The organism is Pseudomonas fragi, assembly GCF_025426255.1.
In the GTDB taxonomy this organism is placed as follows: Bacteria; Pseudomonadota; Gammaproteobacteria; order Pseudomonadales; family Pseudomonadaceae; genus Aquipseudomonas; species Aquipseudomonas kulmbachensis.
In genome coordinates this window covers 4,697,093-4,712,493 of sequence record NZ_CP104861.1, presented here as the reverse complement: position 1 = coordinate 4,712,493, position 15,401 = coordinate 4,697,093, and the positions used below count along the sequence as shown (strand labels likewise).

Here is a 15,401-nt window from a genome sequence, read left to right as displayed (position 1 = left end):
CCCTTACCTATCCATGTGGATTGCTTATTCCTGGTTCTCACCGCGTTCGCGTGCAATGGCTCGGTAGCCAATATCGTTGCGGTAGAAACAACCGTCCCACTCGATGGCCTTGGCCAGCGCGTAAGCTTTTTGCTGCGCCCCTTCAACGGTGTCACCCATTGCGGTTGCGCACAGTACGCGGCCGCCCGAGGTCACGACTTCACCGGCTGCATTAAGCGCAGTACCGGCATGGAACACTTTGCCTTCCAGCTTGGCGGCTGCGTCCAGACCGTGGATTACTGCGCCTTTGGCATAATCGCCAGGGTAGCCGCCAGCAGCCAGGACAATGCCCAGGCTTGGACGCGGGTCCCATTGTGCTTCAACCTTGTCCAGCGCTTGAGCCAGTGCGGCTTCGATCAGCAGTACCAGGCTCGATTGCAGGCGTAGCATCACCGGCTGAGTTTCCGGGTCGCCAAAGCGGCAGTTGAACTCGATGACTTTCGGGTTGCCGGCTTTGTCGATCATCAGGCCTGCGTACAGGAAGCCGGTGTAGACGTTGCCTTCTTCAGCCATGCCGCGCACGGTCGGCCAGATCACCAGATCCATCACGCGCTGGTGAACTTCGGCGGTGACTACCGGGGCCGGGGAGTAAGCACCCATGCCGCCGGTGTTCGGACCGGTGTCAGCGTCGCCAACACGTTTGTGGTCCTGGCTGGTGGCCATTGGTAGAACGTTCTTGCCGTCGACCATCACGATAAAGCTGGCTTCTTCGCCGTCGAGGAACTCTTCGATGACCACGCGCGAACCGGCTTCGCCAAACGCATTGCCCGCGAGCATGTCGCGTACGGCGTCTTCGGCTTCGGTCAGGGTCATGGCGACGATCACGCCTTTGCCCGCGGCCAGGCCGTCGGCCTTGATCACGATTGGCGCGCCGACTTTTTGCAGGTAAGCCAGAGCTGGTTCGATTTCAGTGAAGTTCTGGTAGTCGGCAGTCGGGATCTTGTGACGCGCCAGGAAGTCCTTGGTGAATGCCTTGGAGCCTTCCAGCTGAGCGGCACCAGCGGTAGGGCCGAAGCAGTCCAGGCCACGGGCACGGAACAGATCAACCACACCGGCAACCAGTGGCACTTCCGGGCCAACAATGGTCAGGGAAACATTTTTCTCGGCAAAGTCAGCCAGTTGCTCAAGGGCCAGCACGTCGATGGCGACGTTCTCGCACTTGGCTTCGATGGCGGTGCCGGCGTTGCCCGGGGCAACGAATACTTTGGCGACACGTGGGTCCTGAGCTACTTTCCAGGCCAGTGCGTGTTCGCGGCCACCGCTGCCAATGATCAAAACATTCATTTCAAAAACCTCGGATGACGCTGAATTCTGTGGAAACGCGGGTCAGACCTTGTAGCCGCTGCCGCCAGGCTGCGATCAACCGCGAAGCGGTTGCAGGATGTTCAGATCGCTGAAGACCTTTTGGGTCTTATCGCAGCCTTCGGCAGCGGCTACATGGTTCGTGGCGTCTGCAAAAAGTGTTTAGTGACGGAAGTGGCGCATGCCGGTGAAGACCATGGCAATACCAGCTTCGTCTGCTGCTGCAATCACTTCGTTGTCACGCATCGAGCCGCCCGGCTGGATCACTGCAGTGATACCGGCCTTGGCTGCGTTGTCGATGCCGTCACGGAACGGGAAGAATGCGTCCGATGCCATTACGGCGCCTTGTACTTGCAGACCCGCGTGTTCAGCCTTGATCGCGGCAATACGGGCCGAGTTTACGCGGCTCATCTGACCTGCGCCGACACCGATGGTCTGACGGCCCTTGGCGTAGACGATGGCGTTGGACTTCACGTATTTGGCTACTTTCCAGGCGAAGATCAGGTCGTTGATCTCTTGCTCGGTCGGTGCGCGCTTGGTCACGACTTTAAGGTCTTCACTGCCGATCATTTCGATGTCACGGCTCTGAACCAGCAGGCCGCCGTTAACACGCTTGAAGTCCCAGGCCGGGGCACGGTCTGCGCTCCACTCACCGCAGGCCAGCAGGCGTACGTTGGCTTTGGCTGCCACGATGGCGCGGGCTTCTTCGCTCACGGACGGGGCGATGATCACTTCAACGAACTGACGCTCAACGATGGCCTTGGCCGTTTCAGCGTCCAACTCGCGGTTGAAGGCGATGATGCCGCCGAAAGCCGATTCGGTGTCAGTGGCGTAGGCCAGCTCGTAGGCTTGGCGAATGCCGCCTTCTGCGTCCGGGCTTACGGCCACGCCACACGGGTTGGCGTGCTTGACGATCACACAGGCTGGCTTAACAAAGCTTTTTACACATTCCAGCGCAGCGTCGGTGTCGGCTACGTTGTTGAACGACAGCTCTTTGCCTTGCAGCTGGGTCGCGGTGGCGATGCTGACTTCAGTCGGCTTGGCTTCAACGTAGAACGCCGCTTTCTGGTGCGGGTTCTCGCCGTAGCGCATTTCCTGGGCCTTGATGAACTGGCTGTTGAAGGTACGCGGGAACAGGCTGCGATCTTCTGTGCTCAGGGTCTCGGCGGCCTGGTTCACTGTACCCAGGTAGTTGGCGATCATGCCGTCGTAGGCAGCGGTGTGCTCGAAGGCCTTGAGCATCAGGTCGAAACGCTGTGCGTAGGTCAGGCCGCCGGCCTTGAGGTTTTCCAGAACGTTGGCGTAATCGCTGGCATTCACCACGATGGCCACGTCTTTGTGGTTTTTGGCCGCCGAGCGAACCATGGTCGGGCCGCCGATATCGATGTTCTCGATGGCGGTCGGCAGGTCGCAGCCTGGTTTGGAGATGGTGGCTTCAAACGGGTAGAGGTTAACGGCTACCAGGTCGATCGGCTTGATGCCGTGCTCGTTCATGATGTCGTCGTCGATGCCGCGACGGCCCAAAATGCCGCCGTGGATTTTCGGGTGCAGGGTTTTAACCCGACCGTCCATCATTTCTGCAAAACCGGTGTAGTCAGCGACTTCAACAGCGGCTACGCCGTTGTCTTGCAGCAGCTTGAACGTACCGCCTGTGGACAGGATCTCGACGCCGAGGGCTTCCAGTTCACGGGCGAAATCAAGGATTCCGGTTTTGTCGGAAACGCTGATTAGAGCGCGGCGGATCGGCAGGCGGGTAGTCTGATCGGTCATCTCGATTTCCATCAAAAGCAAAGGAGTCAGCAAAAAAGGCGGCCTGTTTTATCAGGACGCCTTTCAGGTTTGATTGAATGCTTACAGCAGATCGTACTGTTTGAGCTTTTTGCGCAAGGTGCCGCGATTGAGGCCCAGCATCTCGGAGGCCTTGGTCTGGTTGCCCTTGACGTAGTTCATGACGCACTCGAGAAGGGGGGCCTCGACTTCGGAAAGTACCAGGTTGTAGACGTCCGTGACTTCAGCGCCCTCCAGGTGGGCGAAATAATTGTGCAGCGCCTTCTCGACACTCCCGCGAAGGGTCTGACCTTCTTCGCTCGGTGTATTGAGGTGCTGTTTCAAGTTGACGTTGTCGCTCACGGGCGTTGTTCCACTCACTAATGTCTCGGTCATCATCGTCATGCGGCCACCCATCCCTCGTCCCCTGTCACCAGGCTCTTGTGTCGTTCGGCGAAAAACGCCTGAACGTTGGCGCATTGTGCTTCCGTATCTTCTAAACGATTGAAGTGGGCGCGAAACTCCTTGGCGCCCGGCAAGGTTGCCAGATACCAGCCGACATGCTTGCGGGCGATGCGTACGCCCAAAACCTCCCCATAGAAGGTGTGCAATGCAGTCAGATGCTCTAGCAGAATACGTTCCACTTCGCTCATCTGCGGTGCCGGCAGCAGTTGCCCGGTACGCAAAAAATGATCAACTTCGCGGAAAATCCAGGGCCGCCCCTGGGCTGCCCTGCCAATCAATAGTCCGTCAGCCCCGGTTGCGTTCAATACATGCAGGGCCTTTTGCGGTGAATCGATGTCGCCGTTGGCAAAAACCGGTATCGACACCGCCTGCTTGATCGCGGCGATGGTGTCGTACTCGGCTTCGCCGGTGTACAGGTCGGCACGGGTTCTGCCGTGTACCGCCAGAGCAGTGATCCCGGCTTGTTCGGCGATTTTTGCCACCGTCAGGCCGTTCTTGTTGTCCCGGTCCCAGCCGGTACGGATCTTCAGGGTGACCGGCACATCAACTGCAGCCACAACGGCCTGCAGGATCTCGTTCACCAATGCTTCATCTTTCAGTAACGCGGAGCCGGCGGCCTTGTTGCAGACCTTCTTCGCCGGGCAACCCATGTTGATATCAATAATCTGTGCGCCCAGTTCCACATTGGCCCTGGCGGCGTCTGCCAGCATTTGCGCGTCACCGCCGGCGATCTGTACCGAGCGCGGCTCGGGATCACCGTCGTGAATCATGCGCAGGCGCGATTTGCGGCTGTTCCAGAGACTCATGTCGCTGGTGACCATTTCCGAAACAACCAGGCCTGCACCCATCCGTCGACAAAGCTGACGAAAGGGCTGGTCGGTGACGCCCGCCATAGGGGCGAGAATCAAACCGTTGTGCAATGTATATGGGCCGATGCGTACCGCCGACATAGGACTTCCCTGTTGTGGGGCCGGATCTTGGGAGTTCGAAAAAGGGTTGGCATGATACCCGCTCTCGATGACTGGTTAAAGACGCAATTGGATGAATTTTGAACAATTGGAGCTGAAGGTTAGCTACAAGCCTCAAGCGACAAGCTGCAAGACACAGCAAATTTGCATTTCGCTTCTAACTTGCCGCTTGAAGCTAGCAACTAAAAGCGCAGCGCGCTCATTCCGGGGAATGAAAACTCAGGCTGTAGTTAACGGCCTTTGGACCCGGGTCGAGGATGTCCAGGGCAATGTGGATAGGGGTTTGCGGGGGCATCTCGGCCTTGGGCAGATCGCCGCTCAGGTATTCGCCGGGCTTGAACCGACGACTGGCGATCATTTTGCCGTTGAGGTCAGCAAAGCGTAGCTCCAGCAGCGGGAAAGGTTGGGAGAAGGGCGCGCGGTTGTAGAGGATTGCATCCACCACCAGCGCTCCGGCGAATTCGGGGTGGCTGCGTACCACCAGATTGCTGCTTTTGATCCGGTCGATATCCACTTTGGACGGCACCGTACAGCCGATTTGCGGGCACAGTTGCTGGAAGATCGGACGGTATTGGTCCTGACGCGCCAGCTCGTCGAAGTGATTGGCAATGTACTGCCCGGCCAGTGCCGCGCCAGCCAGGAGTGCCAGCAGGGTCCAGAGCAGGCGTTTGCCCCACGGCGAGCGGCGTTTTTGCCAGTCCAGGTGCAATGGGTCGTCGACCAGGTCAAGCAACGCTTCTTCGCGCATGCCCGGTTCGTTGCGCTTGCGTTTGCCTTTGCCTTTGCTGACAGGTGCCAGTTCAGGGAGTTCGTCGTCCTCGTCATCGGTGGCCGACAGATGTTCGCCCGGCAGCGGATCGAGGTCGTCGTCCAGCGAAAGCTGGAGCGGCGGGGTATCGTCCGGTTCGTCAATGTCCAGTGACAGGGACGGCTCGGTCCGTCCGGTTTCAGCGAGCTCTACGGCTTTTTCGGCAACTTTGGCGGTCTCTGCACGGTCTGCCGCTGACTCACTGAACAGGCTATCAGACCATTCACCTTCTTCAGTGTCAGGGGTGTCGCGACGAGCACTCAGTGAGCTGCTTTTTGGCTTGTGCGGCTGGCCGAAGCTTTTGCTGGGCTGGATTTCACGCTCTTCGAGCCTGGCCAGTTCTTCGTCCAGATCCAGATGGTCGAGGTCCAGTTCGCTCGCTTGCCAAGGGGCCGGACTGGCCGCCTTGGGGGTGGCGGGCGGCTCGACAGCCTCGGGTTCTGGCGTTGCGACGACAGGCGGCTGCTCTGTTTCAGTGCTGCTGTTGAGCAGTTGCTGTGCAGCGTTGAACACTTGCAGGCAGGCGCCACAGCGCACCACTCCGCGTGCCACGCTCAATTGAGCGTGGCTGACGCGAAAGCTGGTCTGGCAATGTGGGCACTGTGTAACGAAGCTATCGCTCATGCGGCCATCCGAATTAGGCAAGCGTGCATTGTAGGGGCTGTACCTGCTTCATTGCGAGCCGAGTGCGCGGATTGAACTTAGCGCCGACGGCCGCTGATGCGCACCCAGCCATCGCGATTGGCAATCGGGTCCAGATCGAAGTCTTTGGCGTATGCCGCAGCGACTTCTTCGCCCTGTTCGGCGAGGATGCCCGACAGTGCCAGACGGCCGCCCGGCTTGACCAGGCTCGACAGTTGCGGGGCCAGGGAAACCAGCGGGCCAGCCAGAATATTGGCAACCACTACATCGGCCTGAACCTGTGGCAGGTCCTCGGGCAGGTACAGTGGGAACAGTTCTTCGGCGATGTTGTTGCGCCCGGCGTTATCGCGGGAGGCTTCCAGTGCCTGCACGTCGATATCGGTGCCGATGGCCTCTTTGGCGCCCAACAGCAGGGCGGCAATCGCCAAAATCCCCGAGCCGCAGCCGAAGTCCAGCACGTTGCAGTCTTTCAGGTCCTGACCGTCGAGCCATTCCAGGCACAGTGCGGTGGTCGGGTGGGTGCCGGTGCCGAAGGCCAGGCCCGGATCGAGCAACAGGTTGACCGCGTCAGGCTCGGGAGCAGCGTGCCAGCTTGGCACGATCCACAGGCGCTGGCCGAAGCGCATCGGGTGGAAGTTGTCCATCCAGCTGCGTTCCCAGTCCTGGTCTTCGATAACTTCTGCGTGGTGTTCAGGCAGTGGCGAGCCGGTCAGCAGTTCCAGATGGGACAGCACGAGTTCGGCTTCGGTGCCGCCTTCGAACAATGCCAGCAAGTGGGTGTGCGACCACAGCGGTGTGGTGTTGAGCTCAGGTTCGAAGATTGGTTGGTCTTCGGCGTCCATGAACGTAACCGAAACAGCGCCGACTTCGAGGAACGCGTCTTCGTAGGTTTCGGCTTGTTCCGGGCTGATGGCGAGGCGTACTTGCAGCCAAGGCATGGCGGGCACCTTTGAAAAATAGGAGTGTGCAGCCGGTCGGGCTGCGAGAAGCGCGCAAGTTTACGCGAGCGGGCTGGCGGTGGGGTAATCAAAAACGATGAAAAGCCAGGTAGCCGCAGTTGTCCTGTTGTGGGAGCGGGCTTGCTCGCGATGGCATCACCTGCGGTCGACCTGCAATGCCAGGTCGTCTGTATCGCGAGCAAGCCCGCTCCCACAAGGGCGGTTGCGAGCCTCCCGCAAACAACAAAGCCGCTCGAAAGCGGCTTTGTTGACGGGAATACAAACTTACTTGTTAGCCAGTTTGTGTTCCAGGTAGTGAATGTTGACGCCGCCTTTACAGAAGCCTTCGTCATTCACCAGGTCGCGGTGCAGCGGGATGTTGGTTTTGATCCCGTCGACCACGATTTCGTCCAGGGCATTGCGCATGCGCGCCATGGCTTCGTCACGGGTCGAACCCCAGGTGATCAGCTTGCCGATCAGGGAGTCGTAGTTGGACGGAACCTTGTAGCCGCTGTACAGGTGCGAATCGACGCGAACGCCGTTACCGCCCGGAGCGTGGAAGTGCTTGACCATGCCAGGGCTCGGCATGAACGTCGCAGGGTCTTCCGCGTTGATCCGGCACTCCAGCGAGTGACCGTGAATGTTCACGTCAGCCTGGGTGAAGGACAGCTTGTTGCCGGCTGCGATGCTCAACATCTCTTTCAGGATGTCGATGCCAGTGACCATTTCGGACACCGGGTGCTCTACTTGCACACGAGTGTTCATCTCGATGAAGTAGAAACGACCGTTCTCGTACAGGAACTCGAAAGTACCCGCGCCGCGGTAGTTGATGTCAACGCAGGCCTTGACGCAGCGAGCCAGAACTTCAGCGCGTGCGGTTTCGTCGATACCCGGTGCCGGAGCTTCTTCCAGAACCTTCTGGTGACGACGTTGCAGCGAGCAATCGCGGTCGCCCAGGTGGATCGCGTTGCCCTGACCATCGGAAATTACCTGAACTTCCACGTGACGCGGGTTGGTCAGGTATTTTTCGAGGTAGACCATCGGGTTGCTGAACCAGGCGCCGGCTTCTTCGCGGGTCTGCTTGGCTGCTTCGATCAGGTCTTCTTCACGATGCACAACGCGCATGCCGCGACCACCGCCGCCGCCAGCGGCCTTGATGATCACCGGGTAGCCGACTTCGCGGCCGATGCGCAGCGCGGTTTCTTCGTCTTCCGGCAGTGGGCCGTCAGAACCTGGAACCGTGGGTACGCCTGCAGCGATCATGGCGTGCTTGGCCGATACCTTGTCGCCCATCAGGCGAATGGTGTCGGCTTTCGGGCCGATGAAGGCAAAGCCGGATTTCTCGACTTGCTCGGCGAAATCGGCGTTTTCAGCCAAAAAGCCGTAGCCCGGGTGAATCGCCGTGGCGCCGGTCACTTCAGCGGCCGCGATGATGGCCGGAATGTGCAGGTAAGACAGGTTGGCCGGTGCCGGACCGATGCAGACGGTTTCGTCTGCCAGGCCCAGGTGCATCAGCTCTTTGTCGGCAGTGGAGTACACCGCGACAGTCTTGATCCCCATTTCCTTGCACGCCCGCAGGATGCGCAAAGCAATCTCGCCACGGTTGGCGATCAGGACTTTTTCCAGCTTCTGAGGCTTCAACATCGTTGGCTCCCCGTGGTTCAAACGATGGTGAACAGCGGTTGGTCGAATTCAACCGGCTGACCGTTTTCTACCAGGATGGATTCGATAACACCGGCTTTTTCAGCCGTGATGTGGTTCATCATTTTCATCGCTTCAACGATGCAAATGGTGTCGCCGACCTTGACGGTCTGGCCAACTTCAACGAAGGCAGGCGAGGTTGGCGCCGGGGTACGGTAGAACGTACCGACCATTGGCGACTTGACCACAAAACCGTTCAGTTTTGGTGCGGCAGGTGCTTCAGTCACGGTAGCAACCGGAGCAACAGCTACTGGAGCTGCGGCAGGCGCTTGCATTGGAGCCGGAGCGTAGTACTGCTGAGCAGGAGTCTTGCTGTGACGGCTGATGCGTACGGACTCTTCGCCTTCTTTGATTTCCAACTCGTCGATGCCGGACTCTTCCAGCAGCTCGATCAGTTTCTTAACTTTACGGATATCCATGAATCGTCAACTCCCAATGGGTCTGTCAGGGGCGTTTAGCTTGTAGTTCAAGCTGTTCCAGGGCGGCCTCCAAGGCCAGTCGATAACCGCTGGCGCCAAGGCCGCAGATCACACCTACCGCAACGTCGGAGAAGTAGGAGTGATGGCGGAAAGGTTCGCGTTTGTGCACGTTAGACAAATGCACTTCGATGAATGGGATGCTCACTGCCAGCAACGCGTCACGTAATGCCACGCTGGTGTGAGTAAAAGCCGCCGGGTTGATCAGAATAAAGTCCACGCCTTCGTTGCGGGCAGCGTGTACGCGGTCGATCAATTCATACTCGGCATTGCTTTGCAGGTAGAGCAAGTGGTGACCGGCATCACGCGCCCGTTGTTCCAGGTCCTGATTGATTTGCGCCAGGGTGGTTGCGCCGTAGACGCCCGGCTCGCGGGTGCCGAGCAGGTTCAAGTTGGGGCCGTGTAGAACCAGGAAAGTCGCCATCTGCTGTTCCTTATTATCTGTGTGCAGTTGTCAGTGCCGGGCGACTATGCCGAAAACCGGATTCGCTGTCCAGTTAACTGCAATAGCCAGCACGATGACCGATGTTCGCGAAAAGTTTGTGACTGAAGCTCTAGATCTGGTCATTCGCGATGGCGACACGTTCGGCGAAGTCCGCTGCATTGATCTCACCGATGACCCGTTGGTCACTTTTTTCGGAACCGTTTTTGCCGAAGAACATCAGCGCAGGAGGGCCGAACAATGTGTAGCGGTCGAGCAGGGCGCGTTGCTCGGCATTGCTGGCAGTGATATCGAAGCGCACCAGCCGGTAACCCTTGAGCAGATCCAGCACGCGGGGGTTGTTCAGCACTTCGTGCTCAATCACTTTGCAACTGATACACCAGTCGGCGTACCAGTCCAGCAACAGCGGCTGGCCCGCGGCTTTGGCCTCGGCCAGTGCGTTGTCCAGCTCGGCCGCAGTACTGACGGTGAGCCATTGGCCGGCTGGTTGTACGGCGCTGGTCACTGCCGGGTTGGTGGGTTGCGCATGGCCGATGGGGTTGAATGGATCGCTTTGCCCGCTCAGGGCGCCGTACCAGCAGGCCAGCCCGTAGACCAGCAAAAACAGCCCCAGCAACTGGGCCAGACGCTGGCGCGGAGCTTTATAGGCGAACTCCAGGGTGCCGAGAAACAGACTCACGCCCGCCGCCAGTGCACCGATCAACAGCAGGGTCACTGGCCCAGGCAGCACGCGGCTGAGCAAGCCGATAGCCAGACCGAGCAGCAGCACGCCGATGGCGTTTTTCACACTCACCAGCCACGGTCCGCTTTTCGGCAGCCAGGCCGCGCCACCGGTGGCGACCAGCAGCAGTGGCGCACCCATGCCCAAGCCAAGAGCAAACAGCTTTAAGCCACCGCCCAGAGCATCGCCACTGGCACTGATATACAGCAAGGCTCCGGCCAGCGGTGCGGACACGCAAGGTGAAACCAGCAAGCTGGAGACCACTCCCAGCACGGCGGCGCCCCAAAGTGAGCCGCCTTGGGTACGGTTGGCCACACGGTCGAGACGGTTGCTGATGGCTTGCGGCAGTTTGAGTTCAAACACGCCAAACATGGCGAGGGCAAAAATCCCGAAGAACAGAGCAAATGGCGCCAGTACCCACACTGATTGCAGACGCGCCTGCAGATTGAGTTGCGCGCCGAACATGCCCATCAGTGCGCCCAGCAGGGCAAAACATGCCGCCATCGGCAGCACATAGGCCAACGACAGGCTGAAGCCGCGCAGGCCGCCGACCTGACCACGCAGCACCACGCCGGACAGGATCGGCAACATTGGCAGCACGCAGGGGGTAAATGTCAGGCCAAGCCCTGCGAGGAAAAACAGTGCCAGTTCGCGCCAGTTCCACGATTTTGTCGGTTCGTCGGAGGTCGTGACGGCGCTGCCATCGATGCTCAAGCGTTCGGTTTCAGGCGGGTAGCACAGGCCCTTGTCGGCGCAGCCCTGGTAGCTGACCACCAGCGTAAAGGGGCGTGAGTCGTTTGCCGGGCGCGGGATGTCTACATCGAGAATGCCGTGATAGACCTCGACGTCGCCAAAGTACTCATCGTGTTTTGCCTCGCCGGGTGGCAGTTGCGCAGTGCCCAGAGCGATATCGGCGGGTTCGGGCTTGAAGGCGAACTTGTGTCGATACAGGTAATAGCCTTCGGTAGGCACAAAGCGCAGCTTGATCGACTCGGGCGTGCTGCTGATCAGATTCAGCTTGAATGCTTCGCGTACCGGCAGAAAGTCGCTGCTGTTATTGATTGCGCCCAGGGTTGCACTGGGTCGGTTATCCAGCAACCCCGCGCCCATGGCAGGCACGGCAAACAGCAAACACAGGAGCAAAAACAGGCGGCGCATAGGAATCTCGCAAAGCAAACGTGCGGGCATGATAGCGGAGTTTGTGCGATGAAAACCGCGTAGCAGCTGCCGAAGGAACGAGGCTGCGTTCGGCGGCGAAGCCGTCGTAAAATCGGCAAATTTGGTTTGCCAGGTAAACCGCGCTGCCCGGTTTTACGATTGTTGCGCAATCGAACGCAGCCTCGTTCCTTCGGCAGCTGCTACGAATTTTGCCGGTGGCTTACACCCGAAACGCCTGCACGGCGGTGTTGAGCTCTGAGCCCAGCTCGAGCAATTGCTGGCTTTGGTTGCGGGCAATGCCGATACGTTGCAGGTTTTCGTCGCCCAGCACGTGAATGCGTTCACTGTGATCGCGGATCTCGCTGACCGCCCCGGTTTGTTGGGCGGTAACGTCGGCAATGCGCACGGCGGTGTCTGAGATGGTTGCTATCGCCGCGACAATTTCATCCAGTGCACCGTCTGCGGCCTGGGCTTGCTGCGCGGTGGCCTGGGCGTGGGTCACTTGTGCGCGGATGCCTTCAACTGATTGCCGGGCGGCCAGTTGAAGCCCGCCAATCAGGGTCTGGATCTCGTTGGTTGCACCTGCGGTGCGTTGCGCCAGGGAGCGGACTTCTTCGGCGACCACCGCAAAGCCACGGCCCATTTCACCGGCGCGAGCGGCTTCAATGGCGGCGTTGAGCGCCAGCAGGTTGGTCTGATCAGCAATGGAGCGAATCACCGTGAGTACCCCGCCAATGGTGGCCGACTCCTCTGCCAGACGCTCGATTGTCTGCGCGTTGCCTTGCACTTCGCCGACCAATGCATGCAGCCCGGTCAGGCTCTGGCCGATCACCCGTTGCCCCTGAGCCACGGCCAACCCGGCGCTGCGACTGGCATCGGCGGCCTGGCTGGCATCCCCCGCGACCTGAGAGATGGTCGCCTCCAACTCACCCAGAGCATCGCGGATTTGTGCGCTATCACCGGCTTGACGTTCAGCGCCGCCATGCAAGCCCGTGCTCAGCTCGGCCAGGGTCTGGCTGCTGCCGGCAACCTGCTCGGCATTCAGGCGCAGGGTGCCCACCAGGTTCACCAGATAGCTGCGCAAGCGATTGAGTGAGGATTCGATATCACGTAACTCGCGATTGGTTTTGCCCAGTTGAATGTCGTTGCTGAAGTCGCCTTCGGCCCAGGTCGACAGCAGCGGCGCCAGGTATGTCAGTACCCGCGCCAGTTTGCGCTGCAGGGTGTCGATCAGGAGTGCGATGAGCAGGATCAGGCCAATCATCAGGCCCTGGATCAGCCGAACTTCATTCTGGATTTGCCCATGCTCGGCGCGCACCACGGGTTCCAGCTCGGCGATGGCCTGTTGTACGGCGTCCAGTTTGAGGTGGGTGGCGGCGCTGAGCCGGGCACGTTGCTCGATTTGCGTGCGGGTGCGCTTGAGTTCCGCCGGGTAGCGGCTCAACAGGCTGTTGAGTTCGCGCTTGAGACCCACTCCGGCGTCCTCGGCTTGGGCCGTGTCGCTGGTTTCAAGGCCCATCATCGCGGCAAAGTCGTCAGTGCCCGAGGCGCTTTTGCTGCTGACGCCCAGCAGGGGCAGGGCGTCGATTTGTCGGGCCTGAAGCTGAATGCTGTCCAGCTCGCGCTCCACATCACCGGCCAGTTCACTGCGCCCGCTGCTGACCAGCTTGTCGCGGGCTAGGGACAGTTTGGCCAAGTGCTGCGAGGCGGTCAGCAGCAAAGGCAGATAGGCGCGGGCCTCGGTCGAGGCCGGATCGCTGGCATATTGGCTGAGCTGTTCGAGGCCGGCCCCCAGCTCACGTTCAGCTTGCAACAGCAAGGCCTGCGGGTCACCGGCCAGCTTGCCGGCGGCCAGCAGTTCGGTATTGCTGTAGGTGCTCAGGTTTTCGAGGCTGGGCCGCAGCGCATCGGCCAGTGCTGGCGGCAAAGGCTTGAGTTCGGCCTTGAGGGTCTCGAGCGCGCTGTTGGCATCGCTCAGGCGCAGGGCATCGCCGCTGGCAAGGTAGTCCTCGATATTGCGTGCCACTTTGTTCTGAAACTGCTGCGAGAGGCTCAAATAGCGCTCCATCAACAGAAAAGGGCGCTCCAGCGCCTGCTGCGACCACCACAGGGTTGCGCCCAGAGCGAGGCACACGGCGACCAGCAGCAGCGTATTGAGGTTGGTTAGCAGCTTCAGGCGCATGTGGATTCTTGCCTACTACACAGTCAGAAGCGGCAAAAGTTATTGCACTTGAGTTACAGCGGTGTGACGTGGGCGGGGATTACGAATAAATAGTGGCAATAGGCCTTAACTGGTGAAAGGGTTGCACCTGATTGCGGCCATTGTTCTTGGCCCTATACAGCGCTTCGTCTGCCTGGGAAGCCATCAGCAGGCTGTCTGCCTGGTCCTGCATCTGCACCAGGCCCGCGCTGAATGAGCACGCCAGGTCGGTGGGCTGCGCGGGGTAGAGAATCTCGGCAAAGCGTTGGCGAATCTGATCAAGCACCTTGTAGGCCGACTCCTGATCGGTGTCCGGCATCACAATCGCAAACTCTTCACCGCCATATCGGCCAATAAAATCGGTTTTGCGCAGTCGTTGCTTGAGAAACAGCGCCAGGCTTTTGATCACCCTATCGCCCATCGGATGGCCGTAGCCATCGTTGACGCGTTTGAAGTGATCCAGATCGAGCATGGCGAAACTCAGCGGACGATTTTCGCGGCGGGCGCGAAAGGTGCAGTCTTCAAGCAATTGCAGGATATGGGTGTGGTTGTACAGCCCGGTCAGGCTGTCACGTACCATCCGCGCCTTGAGGTGGCGAGCACGGACGGCGCGGTTGCGCACGGTGGTAATCAGATGGCGCGGCTGGATCGGTTTGGTCAGAAAGTCATCGCCGCCCTCGCTCATGGCATCGAGTTGTTTGTCCATGTCGTCTTCGGCCGACAGATAAATGATCGGCACACTGACGTAGCGGTCGTTGTGGCGGATCACCTTGGCCAACTCAGTGCCAGTACAGGTGGGCATATACATATCGAGGATGATCAGGTCCGGCTGGAATTGCGCCAGTTCGGCCATGGCCTGAATCGGATCAATCAATGTGCGGGTGACAATCCCGGCGCCGTTGAGCAAGCGCTCGGTGTGCAATGCCTGAGCCCGTGAGTCGTCGATGATCAGAACCCTGTAGGGTTCGTATTGGGCCACGCAGGTCAGTACCTCGATTTTTTCCATCAGGCTTGAAGCTTCGAGGGTGCCGGTAAAAAACGCTTGTCCACCTGCGCGCACGGCGGCCAGGCGGGTCGGAGTGTCGGTTTCATGCAAGCTGAAAAACAGCAGCGGGAGCTTTTGTTCGAGACCGACCTGGGCTTCGGCCGCCAGCTCCAGGCCCATTCCGGGGCCACTGAAGTCGACATCCATCACAATTGCTGCTGGATGGCGCTCCGCCATGGCGTGGCGAAAGGCGGTCAGGTTGCCGAATGCTTGGGCGCTGAGCTCAAAAAAATCCAGTTGCTTGGCCAGTCGGTCCGCGCGCTCCAGGTCTTGTAGCAGGATATACACCGGCTTGCGCAGCGGTGGCAGGCAGACGTGGGGCATCAGATCGTCCTGGCGCAGACCGGTGCGCGACAGGCGCTGCATCAAACGGTTGAGCTCGGTGATGATCTTGCTGCTCAGGCGACTGTGATTGGCCGCCATGTCTTGTAGTGCAACGTTGATGCCCCGGGCCAGCTCGATGTGTTCCGGTTGCTCGAAGCGTTCGGCAAAACGCAGCAGGCGCGAATTGGCGTCGTCGAGTTCTGCCAGCCCTGCAGCGGACCATTGGTTGGCCTGCAAACGTTGCCATATCTCAAGAATCTGGCGTGCCTGATGCGTGACCCGTTGGGCAAAGTGGTTTTTCAGGCGTTCGCGACTGGGGTCTTCTTGCTCGGTCATATCCTGGCTGCTGGGCAAAGAGGGCATGCTCAAATCGAATGATGGCCCTATGCTAGCACCTCGCTCCAA

General features: G+C 59.6%; 11 protein-coding genes and 1 pseudogene. All 12 read right to left on the bottom strand.

The window, feature by feature from the left end; translation table 11 throughout:
- Nucleotides 1-24: 24 nt before the first annotated feature.
- Nucleotides 25-1,323 (bottom strand): phosphoribosylamine--glycine ligase, encoded by a 1,299-nt coding sequence (gene purD / locus N7D90_RS21740; RefSeq protein ID WP_261739903.1) that lies wholly within the window; start codon nucleotides 1,321-1,323, stop codon nucleotides 25-27.
- A 180-nt stretch (nucleotides 1,324-1,503) separates the two neighbouring features.
- The gene (purH, locus tag N7D90_RS21735; protein WP_261739902.1) at nucleotides 1,504-3,111 is read right to left on the bottom strand and encodes a bifunctional phosphoribosylaminoimidazolecarboxamide formyltransferase/IMP cyclohydrolase; all 1,608 of its coding nucleotides are present in this window, start codon (nucleotides 3,109-3,111) and stop codon (nucleotides 1,504-1,506) included.
- Nucleotides 3,112-3,192: 81 nt separating this feature from the next.
- Entirely contained in the window at nucleotides 3,193-3,513 is a 321-nt protein-coding gene (gene fis, locus N7D90_RS21730; RefSeq protein ID WP_019408796.1) for a DNA-binding transcriptional regulator Fis, read from the bottom strand.
- On the bottom strand, nucleotides 3,510-4,523 hold the full coding sequence (gene dusB, locus N7D90_RS21725; RefSeq protein ID WP_261739901.1) for a tRNA dihydrouridine synthase DusB: 1,014 nt from the start codon (nucleotides 4,521-4,523) through the stop codon (nucleotides 3,510-3,512). Before dusB ends, fis begins: the two co-directional genes overlap by 4 nt.
- Nucleotides 4,524-4,740: 217 nt before the next feature.
- Nucleotides 4,741-5,973: a DUF3426 domain-containing protein gene (locus N7D90_RS21720; protein ID WP_261739900.1), complete on the bottom strand. Its 1,233-nt coding sequence runs from the start codon at nucleotides 5,971-5,973 to the stop codon at nucleotides 4,741-4,743.
- A 77-nt stretch (nucleotides 5,974-6,050) separates the two neighbouring features.
- Nucleotides 6,051-6,929, bottom strand: coding sequence for a 50S ribosomal protein L11 methyltransferase (gene prmA, locus N7D90_RS21715; protein ID WP_261739899.1), 879 nt, complete (start codon nucleotides 6,927-6,929; stop codon nucleotides 6,051-6,053).
- Between the two features lie 285 nt (nucleotides 6,930-7,214).
- Complete coding sequence (gene accC / locus N7D90_RS21710) at nucleotides 7,215-8,573, bottom strand: acetyl-CoA carboxylase biotin carboxylase subunit (protein ID WP_046810401.1); 1,359 nt, start codon at nucleotides 8,571-8,573, stop codon at nucleotides 7,215-7,217.
- A 17-nt stretch (nucleotides 8,574-8,590) separates the two neighbouring features.
- A complete protein-coding gene (gene accB / locus N7D90_RS21705) occupies nucleotides 8,591-9,049 on the bottom strand; it encodes an acetyl-CoA carboxylase biotin carboxyl carrier protein (protein ID WP_095001030.1) in 459 nt (152 codons plus the stop codon).
- 25 nt (nucleotides 9,050-9,074) lie between these two features.
- Entirely contained in the window at nucleotides 9,075-9,530 is a 456-nt protein-coding gene (gene aroQ, locus N7D90_RS21700) for a type II 3-dehydroquinate dehydratase (protein WP_048360251.1), read from the bottom strand.
- Nucleotides 9,531-9,660: 130 nt separating this feature from the next.
- Nucleotides 9,661-11,427 carry a protein-disulfide reductase DsbD gene (locus N7D90_RS21695; protein WP_261739898.1) on the bottom strand — a complete coding sequence of 589 codons (1,767 nt, stop codon included), beginning with the start codon at nucleotides 11,425-11,427 and terminating at the stop codon, nucleotides 9,661-9,663.
- 220 nt (nucleotides 11,428-11,647) lie between these two features.
- Nucleotides 11,648-12,163, bottom strand: a pseudogene (locus N7D90_RS24750) (methyl-accepting chemotaxis protein); the annotation flags it as partial.
- Nucleotides 12,164-13,688: 1,525 nt separating this feature from the next.
- Nucleotides 13,689-15,332 (bottom strand): PleD family two-component system response regulator, encoded by a 1,644-nt coding sequence (locus tag N7D90_RS21685; protein ID WP_261739896.1) that lies wholly within the window; start codon nucleotides 15,330-15,332, stop codon nucleotides 13,689-13,691.
- Nucleotides 15,333-15,401 lie beyond the last annotated feature (69 nt).